Origin of the sequence: Corynebacterium sp. HMSC076G08 (genome assembly GCF_001811515.1) — a bacterium.
Classification (GTDB): domain Bacteria; phylum Actinomycetota; class Actinomycetes; order Mycobacteriales; family Mycobacteriaceae; genus Corynebacterium; species Corynebacterium hiratae.
In genome coordinates, this window is sequence record NZ_KV805087.1 from 97,812 (window position 1) to 114,781 (window position 16,970).

Annotated in this window: 16 protein-coding genes and 2 tRNA genes; 11 read left to right on the top strand and 7 right to left on the bottom strand. The window is 58.8% G+C overall.

Features of this window, described 5'->3' with window-relative positions; all coding sequences use genetic code 11:
* Nucleotides 1-189 precede the first annotated feature (189 nt).
* Together HMPREF2806_RS12805 and fabG are read left to right on the top strand one after the other, a co-directional pair.
* Nucleotides 190-1,494 (top strand): MFS transporter, encoded by a 1,305-nt coding sequence (locus HMPREF2806_RS12805; protein WP_070517919.1) that lies wholly within the window; start codon nt 190-192, stop codon nt 1,492-1,494.
* Between the two features lie 41 nt (nt 1,495-1,535).
* On the top strand, nt 1,536-2,306 hold the full coding sequence (fabG, locus tag HMPREF2806_RS12810; protein ID WP_070517920.1) for a 3-oxoacyl-ACP reductase FabG: 771 nt from the start codon (nt 1,536-1,538) through the stop codon (nt 2,304-2,306).
* Nucleotides 2,307-2,375: 69 nt separating this feature from the next.
* Here the strand turns inward: fabG and HMPREF2806_RS12815 are convergent, their stop codons facing one another.
* On the bottom strand, nt 2,376-2,999 hold the full coding sequence (locus HMPREF2806_RS12815) for an ATP-dependent Clp protease proteolytic subunit (protein ID WP_070517921.1): 624 nt from the start codon (nt 2,997-2,999) through the stop codon (nt 2,376-2,378).
* 21 nt (nt 3,000-3,020) lie between these two features.
* Nucleotides 3,021-3,620, bottom strand: a complete 600-nt coding sequence (locus tag HMPREF2806_RS12820) for an ATP-dependent Clp protease proteolytic subunit (protein ID WP_070517922.1) — start codon at nt 3,618-3,620, stop codon at nt 3,021-3,023.
* Between the two features lie 138 nt (nt 3,621-3,758).
* Here HMPREF2806_RS12820 and HMPREF2806_RS13995 point away from each other — a divergent pair, with 138 nt between their 5' ends.
* The 6 genes from HMPREF2806_RS13995 to HMPREF2806_RS12850 all read left to right on the top strand — a co-directional run bounded on the left by HMPREF2806_RS13995 (nt 3,759) and on the right by HMPREF2806_RS12850 (nt 9,222).
* Complete coding sequence (locus HMPREF2806_RS13995) at nt 3,759-4,439, top strand: metal-dependent transcriptional regulator (RefSeq protein WP_070512005.1); 681 nt, start codon at nt 3,759-3,761, stop codon at nt 4,437-4,439.
* A gap of 145 nt (nt 4,440-4,584) precedes the next feature.
* Nucleotides 4,585-5,022: a class Ib ribonucleoside-diphosphate reductase assembly flavoprotein NrdI gene (gene nrdI, locus HMPREF2806_RS12830; protein ID WP_012715214.1), complete on the top strand. Its 438-nt coding sequence runs from the start codon at nt 4,585-4,587 to the stop codon at nt 5,020-5,022.
* 50 nt (nt 5,023-5,072) lie between these two features.
* Nucleotides 5,073-7,268 carry a class 1b ribonucleoside-diphosphate reductase subunit alpha gene (nrdE, locus tag HMPREF2806_RS12835; RefSeq protein ID WP_070517923.1) on the top strand — a complete coding sequence of 732 codons (2,196 nt, stop codon included), beginning with the start codon at nt 5,073-5,075 and terminating at the stop codon, nt 7,266-7,268.
* A 51-nt stretch (nt 7,269-7,319) separates the two neighbouring features.
* On the top strand, nt 7,320-8,345 hold the full coding sequence (gene nrdF / locus HMPREF2806_RS12840; RefSeq protein WP_083306556.1) for a class 1b ribonucleoside-diphosphate reductase subunit beta: 1,026 nt from the start codon (nt 7,320-7,322) through the stop codon (nt 8,343-8,345).
* Complete coding sequence (locus tag HMPREF2806_RS12845; RefSeq protein ID WP_034655492.1) at nt 8,329-8,601, top strand: hypothetical protein; 273 nt, start codon at nt 8,329-8,331, stop codon at nt 8,599-8,601. Before nrdF ends, HMPREF2806_RS12845 begins: the two co-directional genes overlap by 17 nt.
* Before the next feature lie 39 nt (nt 8,602-8,640).
* Entirely contained in the window at nt 8,641-9,222 is a 582-nt protein-coding gene (locus HMPREF2806_RS12850) for an NADPH-dependent FMN reductase (protein WP_070517924.1), read from the top strand.
* A 173-nt stretch (nt 9,223-9,395) separates the two neighbouring features.
* On the opposite strand, the gene tig is transcribed toward HMPREF2806_RS12850, so the two are convergent.
* From tig to HMPREF2806_RS12865, 3 genes are all read right to left on the bottom strand, one after another.
* Nucleotides 9,396-10,751, bottom strand: coding sequence for a trigger factor (gene tig, locus HMPREF2806_RS12855; RefSeq protein WP_070517925.1), 1,356 nt, complete (start codon nt 10,749-10,751; stop codon nt 9,396-9,398).
* A 73-nt stretch (nt 10,752-10,824) separates the two neighbouring features.
* A tRNA-Pro gene (locus tag HMPREF2806_RS12860) sits at nt 10,825-10,898 on the bottom strand.
* Between the two features lie 137 nt (nt 10,899-11,035).
* Nucleotides 11,036-11,854: a hypothetical protein gene (locus HMPREF2806_RS12865; RefSeq protein WP_010190928.1), complete on the bottom strand. Its 819-nt coding sequence runs from the start codon at nt 11,852-11,854 to the stop codon at nt 11,036-11,038.
* Between the two features lie 187 nt (nt 11,855-12,041).
* Between HMPREF2806_RS12865 and HMPREF2806_RS12870 the strand changes: the two genes are divergently transcribed.
* Nucleotides 12,042-12,116, top strand: a tRNA-Gly gene (locus tag HMPREF2806_RS12870).
* 153 nt (nt 12,117-12,269) lie between these two features.
* The gene (locus HMPREF2806_RS12875; protein WP_070517926.1) at nt 12,270-13,097 is read left to right on the top strand and encodes an aldo/keto reductase; all 828 of its coding nucleotides are present in this window, start codon (nt 12,270-12,272) and stop codon (nt 13,095-13,097) included.
* Here HMPREF2806_RS12875 and HMPREF2806_RS12880 read toward each other — a convergent pair.
* The gene (locus HMPREF2806_RS12880) at nt 13,094-13,567 is read right to left on the bottom strand and encodes a ribose-5-phosphate isomerase (protein ID WP_046647313.1); all 474 of its coding nucleotides are present in this window, start codon (nt 13,565-13,567) and stop codon (nt 13,094-13,096) included. The genes HMPREF2806_RS12875 and HMPREF2806_RS12880 overlap by 4 nt on opposite strands.
* A 37-nt stretch (nt 13,568-13,604) precedes the next feature.
* Entirely contained in the window at nt 13,605-14,219 is a 615-nt protein-coding gene (locus HMPREF2806_RS12885; RefSeq protein WP_070511991.1) for a mycothiol-dependent nitroreductase Rv2466c family protein, read from the bottom strand.
* Nucleotides 14,220-14,318: 99 nt separating this feature from the next.
* Here HMPREF2806_RS12885 and pepN point away from each other — a divergent pair, with 99 nt between their 5' ends.
* Entirely contained in the window at nt 14,319-16,859 is a 2,541-nt protein-coding gene (gene pepN, locus HMPREF2806_RS12890) for an aminopeptidase N (RefSeq protein ID WP_070517927.1), read from the top strand.
* The last annotated feature ends 111 nt before the right edge of the window (nt 16,860-16,970 follow it).

Here is a 16,970-nt window from a genome sequence, read left to right on the forward strand (position 1 = left end):
CAACTCTTTTCTCTGGGGCTATGGTGGGGCGATTTTACCGCAGTTTGTTCCACTCTAGTAAACCACTTGGACCCAAGCGCTATTCCGCACGCGACGGCGCGCCCTTGAATTTAAAACGGCAGTTAGTAGACATAGACAGAGCGGTTCACTAACTTACATCGAAACCGCTCTATCCGCAGAAAGATTTTCATGGACATCCGCGAACTCATCGACCGCTCCCCCATGGGCGCACGCCAGTGGCTCATCATCGCCATTGCCCTCTTCCTCAATGCCCTCGACGGCTACGACATGGTGGCCATGGCCTTCGGCGCAGGCACCGTCAGCGAAGAGTTCGCGCTGTCCGATTCTTCCCTTGGCTGGCTCCTGTCCTCCGCTCTCATCGGTATCGGCCTTAGCTCGCTCTTTCTCGCCCCGTTGGCTGACCGCCTTGGGCGCACCACCCTCATTACGGTCTCGCTCGTCATTGACCTCGTCGGCCTCGTGCTCACCGCCCTCGCGCCTACATTTAGCCTGCTGTTGCTGTGCCGCCTCATCACCGGCATCGGAGTCGGCGGCGTGCTTGTCTGCGTCACCGTCCTCGTCAGCGAGTATTCCAACCTGCGCTTCCGCGGCCTGGCCGTCGCCATCTACGCCTCCGGCTATGGCCTCGGTGCCTCCTTCTGCGGCGTTGTCGCCTCTTCCTTCGATAGCTGGCAGCCCATCTTCTGGGTCGGGGCAGCACTCACCGTTGTCGCCCTTATCCTCACTGTTGCCTTCGTCCCCGAGTCCGCCGACTTCCTCGCCGCGCGCGGCCGCATGGATTCTGTCCGTACCATCGCTGCCAAACTCGGCCTCACGGGAGAGGTCAGCGTCCGCCCCCGCACCGCCCACAAGGCCTCCTACAAGGACCTCGTCTCGCCGCAATTCCTGCGCACCTCCATCAAGCTGTGGCTGGCCTTTAGCTTCATCATGTTTGCTTACAACTTCACCTCGCAGTGGACCCCGAAGTTGCTCACCGCCGAGGGACTTACCGCGCAACAGGGCATCATCGGGGGCATCATGCTCTCCTTCGGCGGTGCCATCGGCGCCATTCTCTTCGGCCTATTTACCACGCGCATCGACGCCCGTCCCTTGCTCATCGTCTTCTGTCTTATCTCCTCCGTCGTCCTTATCGGCTTCATTAACTCCACCACCGTGCCTTCCCTCATGTTTGCTCTCGGCGTCGGCGTAGGCCTTACTCTCAACGCCTGCATCTCCGGCCTCTACACCGTCACCCCGGAGGCTTACCCTTCGGCGCTGCGCACCACCGGCACGGGCGCTGCCATCGGCATCGCTCGCGTGGGCGCTACCCTCGCCCCCATCCTGGCGGGCTACCTCCTCGAAAGCGGCTGGACCCCCACCGGCCTGTACACCCTTGCTGGTGTCACCGCAGTACTTGCAGCAGTCTCCCTCATCGGTGTGCGCGCCTACACGGCAACCACCAAGCAGACAGCACCCCAGCCTGTGGCGGCCTAGGCTGGAGGGCGCACACAGACCCAACCGCTGAGGAGCACCACATGTTTGATCTTCAGGACCACGTCGCCATCGTCACCGGCGCCGCCGCCGGAATCGGCCGCGGCATCGTCAGCGCTCTGCGCGAAGCAGGTGCCACGGTCGTCATCGCCGACCTCAACCTCGAGGCCGCCCAGAAGGCCGCCGAGGAACTCGGGGCGGACGCCCTGCTTGTCGACGTCACCTCGCGCGACTCCGTCCGCAACCTCTACAGGGACGTCGTCAAGCGCTATGGCCGCATCGACATCGTCTGTTCCAACGCCGGTGTCTTCCCCAACTGCCCACTCGAGGACATGACCGACGAGCAATGGGACACCATGTTCGCCATCAATACGCACGGCACGTTCACCGTGGTGCAGGAAGCGCTGCCCTATATGAAGGAGGCGGGCTACGGGCGCATCGTCATCACGACGTCTATCACCGGCTCGCACACCGGTTACCCAGGCTGGGCGCACTACGGCGCATCGAAGGCCGCACAACAAGGCTTCATGCGCTCCGCGGCACTGGAAGTTGCCCGTGATGGCATCACCATCAACGGTGTTCTGCCGGGCAACATCCTCACCGAGGGCTTGGAGGGCCAAGGCCAGGAGTACCTCGACCAAATGGCACGCTCCATCCCCATGCACCGCTTAGGTTCCCCACGCGATATCGGCAACGCCGCGGCCTTCCTCGCCTCCCGCGAGGCAGGCTACATAACGGGACAGACCATCATCATTGACGGCGGCCAGATCCTGCCTGAGTCCCCGGAGGCTATCCTGCCTCCCTACGAGAGCTAAGAGCCTTATAACGACGTCAAGCCCCGCTACCGGAAACATCCGAAAGCGGGGCTGAATTCGTCTATTCAGCTATGCGTTGAGCTTGCGGTAATCAAAGACGGTATCGATAAGACCGTATTCGACGGCTTCCTGCGCAGTGAGGATCTTGTCACGGTCGGTATCGATGCGCACCTGCTCCGCAGTGCGGCCGGTGTGCTCAGCCAGGGTCTCCTCCATGAGGCGGCGCATGCGCTCGATCTCGTTGGCCTCGATCTCAAGGTCAGAGACCTGGCCCTGCGTGCCCTGCGTGCGCGGCTGGTGAATCAGCACACGAGAGTTCGGCAGAGCGGCGCGCTTGCCCGGAGCACCGGCTGCCAGCAGCACGGCGGCAGCGGAAGCAGCCTGGCCCAGGCAGACGGTCTGCACGTCAGGACGCACGTAGCGCATGGTGTCGTAGATGGCCATCAGCGCGGTGAAGGATCCGCCCGGGGAGTTGATGTACATCGTGATGTCGCGGTCCGGATCCTGAGACTCCAGGACCAGCAGCTGCGCCATGATGTCGTTGGCGGAGGTGTCATCGACCTGGGTGCCCAGGAAGATGATGCGCTCTTCAAAAAGCTTGGAATACGGGTTGGTGGTCTTCGATCCCTGTGCATTCTGCTCAATGAACTCCGGCAGAACGTAGCGGGAAGAAGGCATCTGAAGGCTAGACATAGTGATAAAGCTCCTTGTTCCCTAGTTGGTGATAGGACCGTTGACGGACTCGATGACATGGTCGACGATGCCGTATTCCTTGGCCTGCTGGGCGGTAAACCAGCGGTCGCGGTCCGAATCCTTGGTGATTTGCTCGAAGGTCTGGCCGGTGTGCTCAGCGATGAGCTCAGCCATCTCGCGCTTGGTCTGCGCGAACTGCTCGGCCTGGATGGCGATATCTGCGGCGGTACCACCCACACCAGCGGAAGGCTGGTGCATCATGATGCGGGCGTGCGGCAGCGCGTAGCGCTTGCCCTTGGTGCCGCCGGACAGGAGGAATTGGCCCATCGAGGCAGCCAGGCCCATGCCATAGGTAGCCACATCGCACGGCGAGTACTTCATCGTGTCGTAGATGGCCATGCCCGCGGTAACGGAGCCACCCGGGGAGTTGATGTAGAGCGAAATGTCGCGCGTTGGGTCCTCTGCGGACAGCAGGAGGATCTGGGCGCACAGCTTGTTCGCAATCTCATCATCAACCTGGGTTCCCAGGAAAATAATGCGCTCGCGCAAAAGGCGCTCATAGACGCTATCACCCAGGTTCATACCCGTTGAGGATGAGTCCATGGAAATATTCTCAGACATTAGTGGTTCTCCTTGAAGTGAAGAATGCTTTAACTGGCCCCACCTTACCGGCATTCCTCTCAAACTTGGCCTCTGTTCGCTATAAGCGTTGGGGCACAGCGCCAAAGGCACATACGGAAGCTGGGTTAACATTTACTCATGTCTGTTTCCGAGCTGTCCACCAGTACCCAGAATTATTTGAAAGCTATCTGGGGGCTAAAAGAATGGTCATCCGAGCCCGTTACCGCCACACTTATAGCGAAACAGCTGGGACTCAAGCTCTCCTCGGTCTCCGATGCAGTGCGCAAAATGTCGAAGCAAGGGCTCGTGTCACACACGCCCTATGGCTCTGTGGAGTTAACCGAACTTGGCAGGCAGTACGCATTGGTCATGGTGCGCCGCCACCGATTGCTTGAGTCTTTTTTGGTTCAAGCATTGGACTACACGTGGGACGAAGTCCATAATGAAGCCGAAAATCTCGAACACGCGGTGTCCGACATGCTCATAGAACGTGTGGATAAGTTCCTTGATTACCCCACTAGGGATCCGCACGGCGATCCTATCCCTACGGTTGATGGACAGATCACAATCCCCAGTGCGCACCGTCTCACCGACAGCGGTGCACAACCGCAAGTGACCGTGGAACGCATTTCTGATTCCGACCCAGAACTGCTGAAGTTCCTTGAAGAGCGCGGCATTGTCACTGGGGCTGTTCTTAGCACGCGCGAGGGAGCGCCCTTTTCAGACTCTCTCGAAATACAGGTGGCCGGCAGCACTCAGTGGGTAGTGCTTGGACGCCCAGCTACCGACGCAGTGTTTGTAGCACACCACAGCCGTTAGACCTTCCCCTTTGCATTAATCCTACTCTCACCTGCCCTTTTCAAAACTACGTTGGGCCGTAGTTGCAACTACGCCATTGCGTAGTTAGTCTTTTCGAATATCACCTATCCCACTTATGGCTAAGGCCAGGATGAGCAGGATTGCTATGTCAGACTCACCAGATTTGGTGTATTTTTCTAGCGTTTCAGAAAATACAAAAAGATTCGTCGAACGCTTAGATAGACCCGCGGTGCGCATTCCGCTGCGCCCCAAGAAAACCGGGATGATCCAGGTTTCACACCCGTACGTACTCATCGTTCCCACCTACGGCGGAGGCTCGCTCAAACGCGCAGTCCCCAAACAGGTCATCGACTTCCTCAATGACCCAATCAACCGCTCCTTTATCCGGGGCGTTATTACCTCAGGGAATACCAACTTCGGAAGTGCTTACTGCGTCGCCGGACGCATCATTTCCGCCAAGTGCCACGTACCGGAGCTGTATCACTTCGAGCTTCTCGGCACCCAGAAGGACATTGCCGCCGTAAAGCAGGGCCTTCAAAAGTTTTGGGAGCAGCAAAAGCAGCTAACGATGACACCCCATTAATCCCCCACAAGATGAAGAACACATCCGCATCACACAGATTGGACAACACAATGCGGCCTCTTGATGCCACCCCCACACAGACTATTGGCGCTACGCCCCGCACTGCTTCAGCAGACAATGCCGGCGGTGTCGGCAAGCGCAAAAGCTACCACGCACTCAACGCGCAGCTGAACTTGTTCGACGCTTTTGGAAAAATCCAGTTTGACAAGGACATTCAGGCAGCACAAGACTATGTCACGCACCATGTCGCTCCCCGCATGCAACAGTTCGATTCCACCAAGCAACGCTTGGAATGGTTGGTTGATAACGAGTACTACGAGCGGGATTTCCTTGAGCTTTATGATGACGCCTTTCTGTGCGCCATGTACGACAGAGCACACCAAGCTAAACACCAGTTCCGCACCTTCCTCGGCGCATTTAAGTTCTTTACTTCATATGCACTGAAAACCTTTGATGGCTCGCGATTTCTGGAAGGCTACGAAGAACGCGTCGCCACCACAGCTTTGTACCTTGCACAGGGCGATGAAGAGCTTGCGGGGAAGCTGGTGGATGACATCATGACCGGACGCTTCCAGCCCGCCACCCCTACTTTTCTCAACGCAGGCAAAGCCCAGCGTGGCGAAATGGTCTCCTGCTTCCTTCTGCGAATCGAAGACAATTTGGAAAGCATTGGCCGCAGCGTGAACTCTGCACTGCAGCTTTCAAAACGCGGCGGTGGTGTGGCCTTGTTACTGAGCAATCTGCGCGAATCCGGAGCCCCGATCAAAAAGATTGAGAACCAGGCTTCCGGCGTAGTCCCAGTCATGAAAATTCTCGAAGATAGCTTCAGCTATGCCAACCAATTGGGCGCCCGGCAGGGCGCTGGAGCCGTCTACCTGCATGCGCACCATCCAGATATTCTTCGCTTCCTGGATACCAAGCGGGAAAATGCCGATGAGAAAGTCCGCATTAAGACTCTTTCGCTGGGGGTTGTTATTCCAGATATAACCTTCCGGCTGGCCAAAGAGAACAAGGATATGCATCTTTTTAGCCCGTATGACATCGCTCGCGAGTACGGCGTAGCCATGTCTGACATGTCTATCACCGAGTATTACGACGAGTTGGTTGCCAATCCGCGAATTTCTCACACGACCATTAAGGCCCGCGAGTTTTTCACCACGCTGGCTGAGCTTCAGTTTGAATCCGGATACCCCTACATCCTCTTTGAGGATACGGTCAACCGCGCTAATCCCCTCAAAGGACATATCAATATGTCCAACCTGTGTAGTGAAATCCTCCAGGTCAACACGCCATCGACCTACGGAGCTTCGGGTGACTACACCACCGTCGGCCAGGATATTTCCTGCAATCTAGGTTCGCTCAACATTGCGAAGGCTTTTGAATCACCGGACTTTGGGGAGACCGTCGAAACCGCAGTACGTGCCCTCACGAAGGTTTCAGACCTGACGAATATCGAAGCTGTTCCTTCCATCGCTCACGGAAATGCCTCCATGCATGCCATTGGTCTGGGCCAAATGAATCTCCACGGCTTCCTTGCTTCACAGCGTATTCCTTATGGCTGCGCCGAGGCACTGGACTTTACAAATATCTATTTCCTCACGGTGACCTACCATGCGCTCCGCGCATCCCATGCACTCGCGGTTGAAAAAGGTCAACGATTCACAGGCTTCGAAGAATCCACCTATGCCACTGGCGCCTACTTTGACAAATACATCGACAAAGACTGGGTGCCAGCCACTGAACACGTAAAACAGCTCTTCCATGAAGCAGGCGTGCAGATTCCTCAACGCGAGGATTGGCTACGGCTCAAGAAACAAGTGATGCAAGACGGCATCTACAACGCCTACTTGCAGGCAGTTCCACCCACTGGATCAATTTCCTACATCAATGACTCCACCGCGTCCATCCACCCGATTGCCTCCAAAATTGAAATACGCAAGGAAGGCCGCTTGGGGCGCGTGTACTACCCCGCGCCGGAAATGACCAACGACAACCTGGAGTATTTCGATGACTCCTACGCCGTGGGATACAAAAAAATCATCGACACCTACGCCATGGCCACCCAACACGTGGACCAAGGACTTTCCCTGACCTTGTTCTTTACCGCTGATACCACCACGCGGGACATCAACAAGGCACAAATCTATGCCTGGAAAGCCGGAATCAAGACCCTCTACTACATCCGTTTACGCCAATCCGCGCTCCAAGGAACCGAGGTCGAAGGCTGCGTCTCCTGTGCTTTGTAGGAGCACGGCCCTCCCCTTGTCTACAACCATTCACTCAGAAAGAAGGAAGCTATGTCTTCAACATCAAACAGTGCTGAACTAACCAGCATTTCAGTTACTCCGCCGAGCTACCGGCATGATCCTTCAGCCCGCATCCGCGCCATCAATTGGAACCGGGTGAGCGATGGCAAGGATCTTGAAGTGTGGAACCGTCTCACCGCCAATTTTTGGTTGCCAGAGAAGGTCCCGCTTTCTAATGATCTCCCGGCGTGGCAGAAGATGACACCCGAGGAACGCAACCTCACCATGCGGGTGTTCACGGGACTCACCACCCTGGATACTGTCCAGGCCACTGTGGGAGAAATCTGTCAGATTCAAGATGCCCGCACCGAACACGAGGAGGCCGTGTATACCAACATCGCCTTCATGCAGTCAGTCCATGCCCGTTCATACTCTTCAGTGTTTTCTACCCTGAGCAGTACAAAGGAAATTGATGAAGCATACCGCTGGGCGGTGAATAACGACCTTCTCCAGGCACGCGCCAAGAAAGTGCTCGCGCACTATTTTGGGCCGGATCCACTCAAACGCAAGGTGTCATCGACGCTGCTTTCCTCATTGCTTCTCTACGCGGGTTTCTATCTTCCCTTGCACTTTTCTGTCCACGCCACCCTGACAAATACGGCAGACATGATTCGCCTCATTCTGCGTGACAAGGCAGTGCACGGCTACTACTCGGGCTACAAGTATCAGCGCGGTTTGGAATCCACGACCCCGCTACGGCAGAAGGAAATGCATGATTTCACCATTTCTTTGCTCGAAGAGCTTTATGCACTAGAGCTGGACTATTCCGGCGAGCTATATGAGCCTTTGGGACTCATGGATGATGTAGCCGTGTTCGTTCGCTATAACGCCAATAAGGCACTCATGAATTTGGGCTACCCGGACTATTTCCCGCCCGAAGAAACGGAAGTGAACCCAGAAATCCTCGCGGCCCTAGCCCCCGGAGCAGATGAGAACCATGACTTCTTCTCCGGATCTGGTTCCTCCTATGTCATTGGTACTGCTGAAGAAACGAGTGATGATGACTGGGATTTCTAAACCTTTTCCGCGACCGGACCAAGGAAGCTGGCTTGAGACCATCGCGCTGTTTGAAGCCATCCGCGAAGGAAACCAACCCGCAGCCATGCGGCTGTTGAATACATCCGCCGCACGAGAGGCCGTCCTCGGGGGTCTTCTAGGGCTCATCGAACTGTACTTCCGCCATGAAGAAGGAGACAAAGTAGATGGCTTCCTCACCGCCGCCCACGCTGCCGGCCCACCACCGGCCTTTGGCTGCAAGCCTTTTCTCCCTTGACCACGTCTCCCTACACCCAACTAAGAAAGAAGGTTTACCATGACCACCCCACGTATCAGCGTTATCGTCGGCAGCCTGCGCCGAGAGTCATTTGCACGCAAGATTGCACACGAGGTGCTCACGATGATCCCTGAAGACTACGAGGCAAACATCGTGGAAATCCGTGACTTGCCGCTCTATGACTTCGACTACGATGACCCCGCCGTCACGGACAAGCCCACTCCGGCTGAGTACACCACCTTTCGCGAGACCATCAAGAACTCGAGCGGGATCCTCTTCATTACGCCAGAGAACAACCGCACTATCCCTGCCTGCCTCAAGAACGCAGTGGACATCGGCTCTAAGCCCAACTCAGATGTGGCGTGGAAGAACCTTCCCGCAGGTATCATTAGCCACTCTGTAGGCCGCATGGGCGGCTACAGTTCACAGAAGAACCTTCGCCTCGCCCTGTCCTACTTCGATATGCCGCTCCCTGGTCAGCCCGAAGTATTTCTGGGCCAATCCCCCACGCTTTTCGAAGAGTCCGGACATCTCAATGAACGCACCGCAGACTTTGTCAAGGATTACGTTATGCGATTCCTGCAGCTAACCGACAAGGCCTTTAGAGCCAAGAACGGCTAGCGGTATCCCCAGCCAACACCCATCACGCCCTCTACGAAGTACTCAAAGACTCCTAGAGGGCGTTCACAATGACACAAACCCCGGATTCAGGCTCATCCTTGAGTTACCTGAATCCGGGGTTTCACGCGCGCACGCCACCACACATGTGGCAGCGGCACATTACAAGCGGGAGATTACTTCTCCTCGGAAGCCTCAGCCTCGTCCTCGTCGATCTCACCGAAGTACTGGTCAACATCAACCTTGTTGCCGGCCTCGTCGGTGACCTCGGCGCGGCAGATAGCCGTAGCCAGGGCCTTGCCGCGGCGAACGTCGGAGAACAGGTTACCCAGCTGGTTGCTGGACTGCAGCTGCTGGATGAACTGGTTCGGGTCCATGCCGTAGGACTGAGCGGTGAACAGGATGTGGTCGGTCAGCTCCTGCTGAGACACCTCCGGCTCCTCAACCTCAGCCAGTGCGTCCAGGAAGAGCTGGGTGCGGACAGATTCCTCAGCGGACTTGCGAGCATCAGCGTCGAACTCCTCGCGGGTCGTTCCCTGTGCCTCAAGCAGCTGGGCCAGAGCCTTCTCGTCGTGAGCCAGCTGACCCAGGATCTGATGCAGCTGAGCGTGAACCTGCTCATCAACGATGGAGGACGGCAGCTCGAAGGAAACCTCAGCCAGAGCGGCCTTCAGGACCTCATCGCGGATAGCGGCAGCCTGCTCAGACTTCTTGGTCTCCTCGACGCGGGTCTTGGTGTCCTCGCGCAGCTCGTCGATGGTGTCAAACTCGGAGGCCATCTGTGCGAACTCGTCGTCGAGATCCGGCAGCTTGCGCTCCTTGGTCTGCTGGACGTGGACCTTCACGGTGGCCTCTTCGCCCTCGTGCTCACCGGACTGGATGGTGGTGGTGAACTCGTTGTCTTCGTCGGTCTTCATGCCGCGCAGTGCGGTGTCGAGGCCCTTAATCAGGTTGTCGTCACCGATGCGGTAGGTCATCCCCTCGTGGGAAGCCTCCTCCAGCTTGGTGCCATCAACCTCGGTAGTGATGTCGATGACAGCGAAGTCACCGGTCTTCATCTTGCGCTTGGTGTCCTTGAGCTCACCGAAGCGGGAAGCCAGGTCCTCGAGGGCCTTGTCGACGTCTTCATCGCCAATCTCGAGCGCCGGCACCTTGACGGAAATCTTGGAGAAGTCCGGCACCTCGAACTCGGGGCGGATATCTACCTCAGCGGTGAACTCGACGAAGTCGTTGTCCTCCAGCTTGGCAATGTCGATCTCCGGCTGACCAATGACCTTGAGATCGTTTTCGGTAACAGCCTGCTCGTAGCGGGACGGCAGCATGTCGTTGACGACCTGCTCGAGGATGGGGCCACGACCAAAGCGGGCGTCGATAAGCTGGCGCGGAGCCTTGCCCTTACGGAAACCCGGGATGGAAACCTGCTGCGCGATCGCCGCGTAGGCCTGATCGATTTCCTTGTCCAGCTCAGCGAACGGAACGTTGACGGTGAGCTTGACGCGGGTATCGCTCAGCTTGTCTACGGTGGTCTTCACGAGAAACTCTCCTGATTGTGATCGTTCAAAGATGAAATTAGGGGGCCTGGATGAGTGTCCAGGCCCCCATACGTCGGGGCGACAGGATTTGAACCTGCGACCCCCTGCTCCCAAAGCAGGTGCGCTACCAAGCTGCGCCACGCCCCGTATGGAAAGCCTCTGCGCCCGGAAGTTCCGCACGCAGCTGCGCTTCATACTGGGGCTAGTGTACCGATAGCCGCTTGACTATCCCAACACCGGCCCCAATTAAACTTTGTTTCCCCACGTCAGAGGCAATTTTCGCTTTAGAAGTCGAAGTCGAAATCAAACATTCCGCCATCGCCCCCGTCGCCACCAAAGAGGCCGTCGAAGAAACCGCCTTCCTCGCCTCCCCCGGCGTCACCGGCACCCACGTCTCCGGCTCCGTCCATGGCACCGCCGTCCATGCCGTCGGCACCGCCCATGTCCCCGCCCCAGTCGCCGCTTTCGGCGGCTGCGGCGGAGTAACCAACGCCGGACATGCCCGCGAACATCGCGTTGAACATCATGGAGTAGCCCACCATCCACACACCGGTGGTCAATGCATCAGCCCACCACGGACGCGAGTACCAGCCGGCCGGGACCGGGCGTCCTGCCACAACACCGCCCGGGTAGTAGTTGGGGGTTTCTGCAGATGCGCTTGGCGACGCCGTCAGCGTCTCCCCGTTTGCCTCCACCGTACGGGTCTCCGTCACCTTGCCGGCCTGGCGCTGGCCCTCCAGCGGTGGCAGCTCCGGGCCCGGATCCATGCCCATAATCTCGCGCGCGGCCGCAACGTAGTAGAGCCCCTCCAGTGCAGATTCGCGCGCCAGGTGCGCCTGCTTCGCTGTCGTGGCCTGAGAAATTGCCGAATTGGCGGCGGTGAAACGCTCGGAAGCATCCGCCATGGCCTGCTGGGAGGCGGTATCCGTGCCGCTGAGGTTCATCACCTGACCGCCGAGACGCTCAGTCCAGCGGCGCGCATCCGCCATCGCGTCATCAAAACGTTGGGATTCTCGCAGCTCCTGCTGCTTCTTCCCGTTACGCGAGGACAGAAACCATGCGCCGCCACCGACGACAAGGATAAGGAGCAATAAAGAGCTCACGAAAGCACCACTTTCATCTCAGAGTCGAATTGTGCGTTGTTGCAATTGTCTACCTACCCAAACTAACGCCCTTGGCCCTGTTCTAGTTCCCATTTTTCTTTCAGCGACCACGTGCGCTAAAGTAATCGGCACGCCGATTCAACGGCTTTCAAAGTCAAGGCCTTGAAAGTTGAAGATTGCCGGTTGTGGGAATGTCGTATAGTGGCTAATACCTCAGCCTTCCAAGCTGAAGACGCGGGTTCGATTCCCGTCATTCCCTCCAAGAAAAGCTGCACTGAGCACCTCTTTTAGGTAGCCGGTGCAGTTTTAGTCGTTTTCGCACCCGCTGGGGATGACCGCTCGGATTGCCGCCGCATCATGCCTGGCCATGCATCTTTTCTGTCAGAAGGCGCCGCCCCTACGTAGAGTGGGCCGCATGACTGTACCCAATATTGAACTCAACGACGGCAACACCATCCCCCAGCTCGGCTACGGTGTCTTCAAAGTCGACCCCGCCAAGACCGAGGAACTGGTCCTCGAAGCCCTCAAGGTGGGCTACCGGCACATCGATACCGCTGCCATCTACGGCAACGAGGAAGGTGTGGGCCGCGCGATTGCCAAGTCCGGCATCCCCCGCGAGGAGCTGTTCATCACCACGAAGCTGTGGAACGACCGCCAGACTGATGCGGCCGCAGCTCTCGACGAGTCTTTGGAGAAGCTAGGTCTCGATTACGTGGACCTCTACCTCATCCACTGGCCCTGCCCAGATAACGGCCACTACGTCGAGGCATGGAAGCAGCTCATTGAACTAAAGAAGGCCGGCAAGGCCAAGTCCATCGGTGTTTCCAACTTCGAACTCGAGCACCTGGACCAGCTAGAAACCCAGACTGATGAGACCCCCGTGGTCAACCAGGTGGAGCTGCACCCCTACCTACAGCGCTGGCGTGAGCTCGATGCCTTCCGCGCCCACCAGGTGCACATCGAAGCCTGGGGCCCACTAGGCCAGGGTAAGACGGACCTTTTCGAGCAGCCGGAAATCACCGAGCCTGCCGAAAAGTATGGCGTCTCCCCCGCCCAGGTGATCATCCGCTGGCACCTGCAAAATGGCGTCATCGTGTTCCCGAAGTCCGAAAACCCGGAGCGCATCGCGCAGAACTTCGATGTATTCGGCTTCGAACTCGATGAATCCGAGATGGCTGCGATTACTGATCTTGACCTCGGGGAAGAGGGCCGCGGCGGCACTCACCCCAAGGACATGAACTAGGCCTCCGGAAGCTCCGGCGGAATGTTGGTGCGCTCGTACTCAGCAAGAATGTCGATGCGGCGCTGGTGGCGCTCAGCACGGGACCATTCCTGATCCAGGAAGGCATCCACGATCGCGAGTGCCTCCTCCTCGGAGTGCATGCGGCCACCGATACCGATGAGCTGGGCGTTGTTGTGCTCGCGGGCCAGGCGTGCGGTCTCCGGGGACCACGCCAGGGCGCAGCGCGCGCCCTTCACCTTATTCGCGGCGATCTGCTCGCCGTTGCCGGAACCGCCCAGTACGATGCCGAGCGAGCCCGGATCGTTGACGGTTCGCAGCGCGGCCTCAATGCAAAATGCCGGGTAGTCATCCTCGGCGTCGTACTCGTGGGCACCGCAGTCAATGACGTCGTGGCCCTGCTTCTTCAGGTGCTCGGCGATGATGTTTTTCATCTCGAACCCTGCGTGGTCTGCTCCTAAATAAACGCGCATGGCCCACATCCTACCGGCCTGTGGGCCATCCCACGCACTAAACCTGCGGGGATTCGGTGCGGGAGCGCTTGAGTTCGAAGAAGTACGGGAACTTGGCGAGGCGCACGGAGGCGTCGAAAAGCTCGCCGGCTTCCTCGCCGGTGGGAACGCGGGTAATGACCGGGCCGAAGAAAGCGGTATCGCCGAACTTCACCACCGGGGTGCCGACCTCATCGCCAACCTCAGAGATGCCGCGGTTGTGGAACTCGGTGAGCTTCTCATCCATCTCTTCGGTGTTGGCCACGGAGGCGAAGGTGGAGGGGAGGGAGACGTCGTCAAGCGCCTGCTTGATGATGTCGTCGTAGGCGCCGTAACCCTTCTTGCCGCCCTGGCCCTCCGTGTGGATGCGGGTGCCCATGGCGGTGTAGAAGGCGTCGACCTTGTCCGGGGCCTCCACGGCAATCTTGGCTGCTACGCGGGCAGGGCCCCAGTTGGCCTCCATCATCTTCATGTACTCCGGGTCCAAGTCGCGGCCCTTGTTGAGCACGGAGAGGGACATCGGCTGGAAGGTCACCTCGATATCGCGGACCTTCTCCACTTCCTTAATCCAGCGCGAGGTCAGCCATGCGAAGGGGCAGGAGCAGTCGAACCAGAAGGTTACTTGTTGGGCCACAGTAAATCTCCTTTGCTTGTGTAGTCTGTGGCACCCCACCCTAGGCGTGTGACTACGCTGGTGCAGAGACTTAATCACCGACGAAGAGGAGTAACCTACATGACCTCGATTAACCTCACCCGCGAGGAAGCCCAGCAGCGCTCCGGCATGCTGGAGGTAAGCCACTACGACGTCGCCCTCGACCTCACTGGGGAAGAGTTTTTCACCTCCACCACGGTGGTGAAGTTCCGAGTTAAGAAGGCCGGTTCTACGTTTATTGACTTGCGCGGTGACGAGCTTCTCGAGGTCCGCCTAAACGGCGCTCCCCTGCCCACCAGTGCTTATGACCCGACGTACGGGATCCCGCTGTCGGGTTTGCAGGTGGCGGAGTATGAGCTGAAGGTCGTGGCGAAGATTCGATACTCCCGCACGGGCGAGGGCCTGCACCGCTTCGTCGACCCGGTCGACGGCGAGGCTTACCTCTACACCCAGTTCGAGACTGCCGACGCCAAGCGCGTCTTCGCCTGCTTTGACCAGCCGGATCTGAAGGCTACGTACTCGCTGGCTCTTGAGGTTCCGGAGCACTGGACAGTGATTACGAACTCCCCCATCACGCGTTCAGGCAACACCGTGCGCGCGGCGGTGGATTACCCGCTGTCGACGTACCTGATTGCTCTGTGTGCGGGCCCGTATGTGGGCGTGACGGATACGTGGACGGGCACGCTGGCGGAGCACCCGGAGGGCTCGCCTGCTAAAACCGTTGAGGTGCCGTTGGGTATTTATTGCCGCCCCTCGCTGCTGGATTCGCTCGACGCCGAGCGCCTGTTCACGGAGACCAAGCAGGGTTTTGATTTCTACCACCGCAACTTCGGCTTTGCCTACCCCTTTGGCAAGTACGACCAGATTTTCGTTCCGGAGTTCAACGCCGGCGCAATGGAGAACGCCGGCTGCGTGACCATCCGCGACGAGTATGTTTTTACGTCGCAAGCCTCGCACTACAAGTACGAGCGCCGCGCGGACACCATTCTGCACGAGCTGGCGCACATGTGGTTCGGTGACCTCGTGACCATGCAGTGGTGGGATGACCTGTGGCTCAACGAGTCCTTCGCCACCTGGTCGGCGGCGATTTCCCAGGCGGAGGAGACCCAGTACGACACCGCGTGGGTGACCTTTGCCAACGTGGAGAAAGCCTGGGCCTACCAGCAGGACCAGCTGCCCACGACGCACCCGATTTCCACGGATGCCTCCGATATTGAGACTGTGGAGCAGAACTTCGACGGCATCACCTACGCCAAGGGGGCGTCGGTGCTCAAGCAGCTGCAGGCCTATGTGGGCCGTGAGAACTTCTTCGCCGGCGTGCGCCGCCATTTCCAGGAGCACCAGTGGTCGAATGCCACGTTCGGGGATCTGTTGCGCCACTTGGAGGAGGCCTCAGGGCGTGACCTTTCATTCTGGGCGCAACAGTGGTTGAAGACCTCAGGAGTCAACACACTGGGTGTGGCGTTGGAGGCGGACGAGTCCGGTACCATCACGCAGGCCCACCTCACCCAGCGCGGCGATACCCTGCGCACGCACCGCATCGCTGTCGGCGTCTATGCCTTGCAGGGTGAGAAGGTGGTGCGCACCGAGCGCATCGAGATGGATATCGATGGCGCCTCCACCGAGATCCCGGAACTCATCGGCCGCAAGCAAGCGGACATCGACTTCGTGCTGCCTAACGACGATGACCTCACCTACTGCCTCATCGAGCTGGATGCGGGTTCCTTAAAGTTCTTGTTGGAGAATGTCGACAAGTTCGAAGACCCCATGGCCCGCACTTTGTGCTGGTCCACCGCCTGGGAGATGACCCGGGCAGGTACCATGCGCGCCCGCGATTTCGTGGCGCTTGTCGCCCGCGGCGCGGCGGCGGAGACCGAGCTCGCCGTGCTGGAGCGCATCCTCTCCCAAGCTGCCATGGCCCAGTCCACCTATGCGGACCCCGAGTGGGCACAGGAGGACACGCAGCTTGCCGACGCTCTCCTTGACGGCGCCCGCTCCGATAACGCCGAGCGCTCCATCGTCTTCACCCAGGCGCTGGCCGGCATCAAGCTTCACGACGCCTCCCGCACCTTCTTCCAGGAGCTCCTTCAGACTTCCTCGGATGCGGGCCTACGCTGGAAGGCGCTCACTGCGCTCATCGCCGATGGCTCGCTTGCCGACGTCACCGGCCCCGAAGCCGCCGGCGCCGCCATGACGGCGGTGGCTGAGGAACTCAACCGCGATAACACCGCGACGGGCTACCAGGCCTCGCTTAAGGCATTGGCTGCCGTAAACACCGAGGACAACAAGCGCGCAGTGTGGGACGAGATTGTCGCCGGCGAACTGGGCAACCGCGACTTGGAGTCGAAGCTAGCGGGCCTGACCTTTGTTGGCTCAGACGAGCTCCTGCCGAGTGCAGAGTTCTTCGACGTGGCGGAAAAGATCTGGTCCGCGCAGTCCAACGAGATTGCCTTGACCACGGTGACCGGCTTGTTCCCGCGCTGGGATGTCAGCCAGGAGACCCTCGACCGCGCCGACGAGTTCCTCTCCCGCGACCTGGCCGGTGGCCTGCGCCGCGCCGTGACCGAGCAGCGTGACCGCCTCGCCCGCGCCCTGCGCAACCGCGCCGTCGACCGCGGTTAACACCGCGTCTAGCCCCTCCTGTTGAGGGGCTTTTCTCGTACCAGCCCCATTACCCTTTTACCCAGGGATTTTGTTCCTCCGGTTGCGGGGTTGCGGGTGCTGGTTTAATCT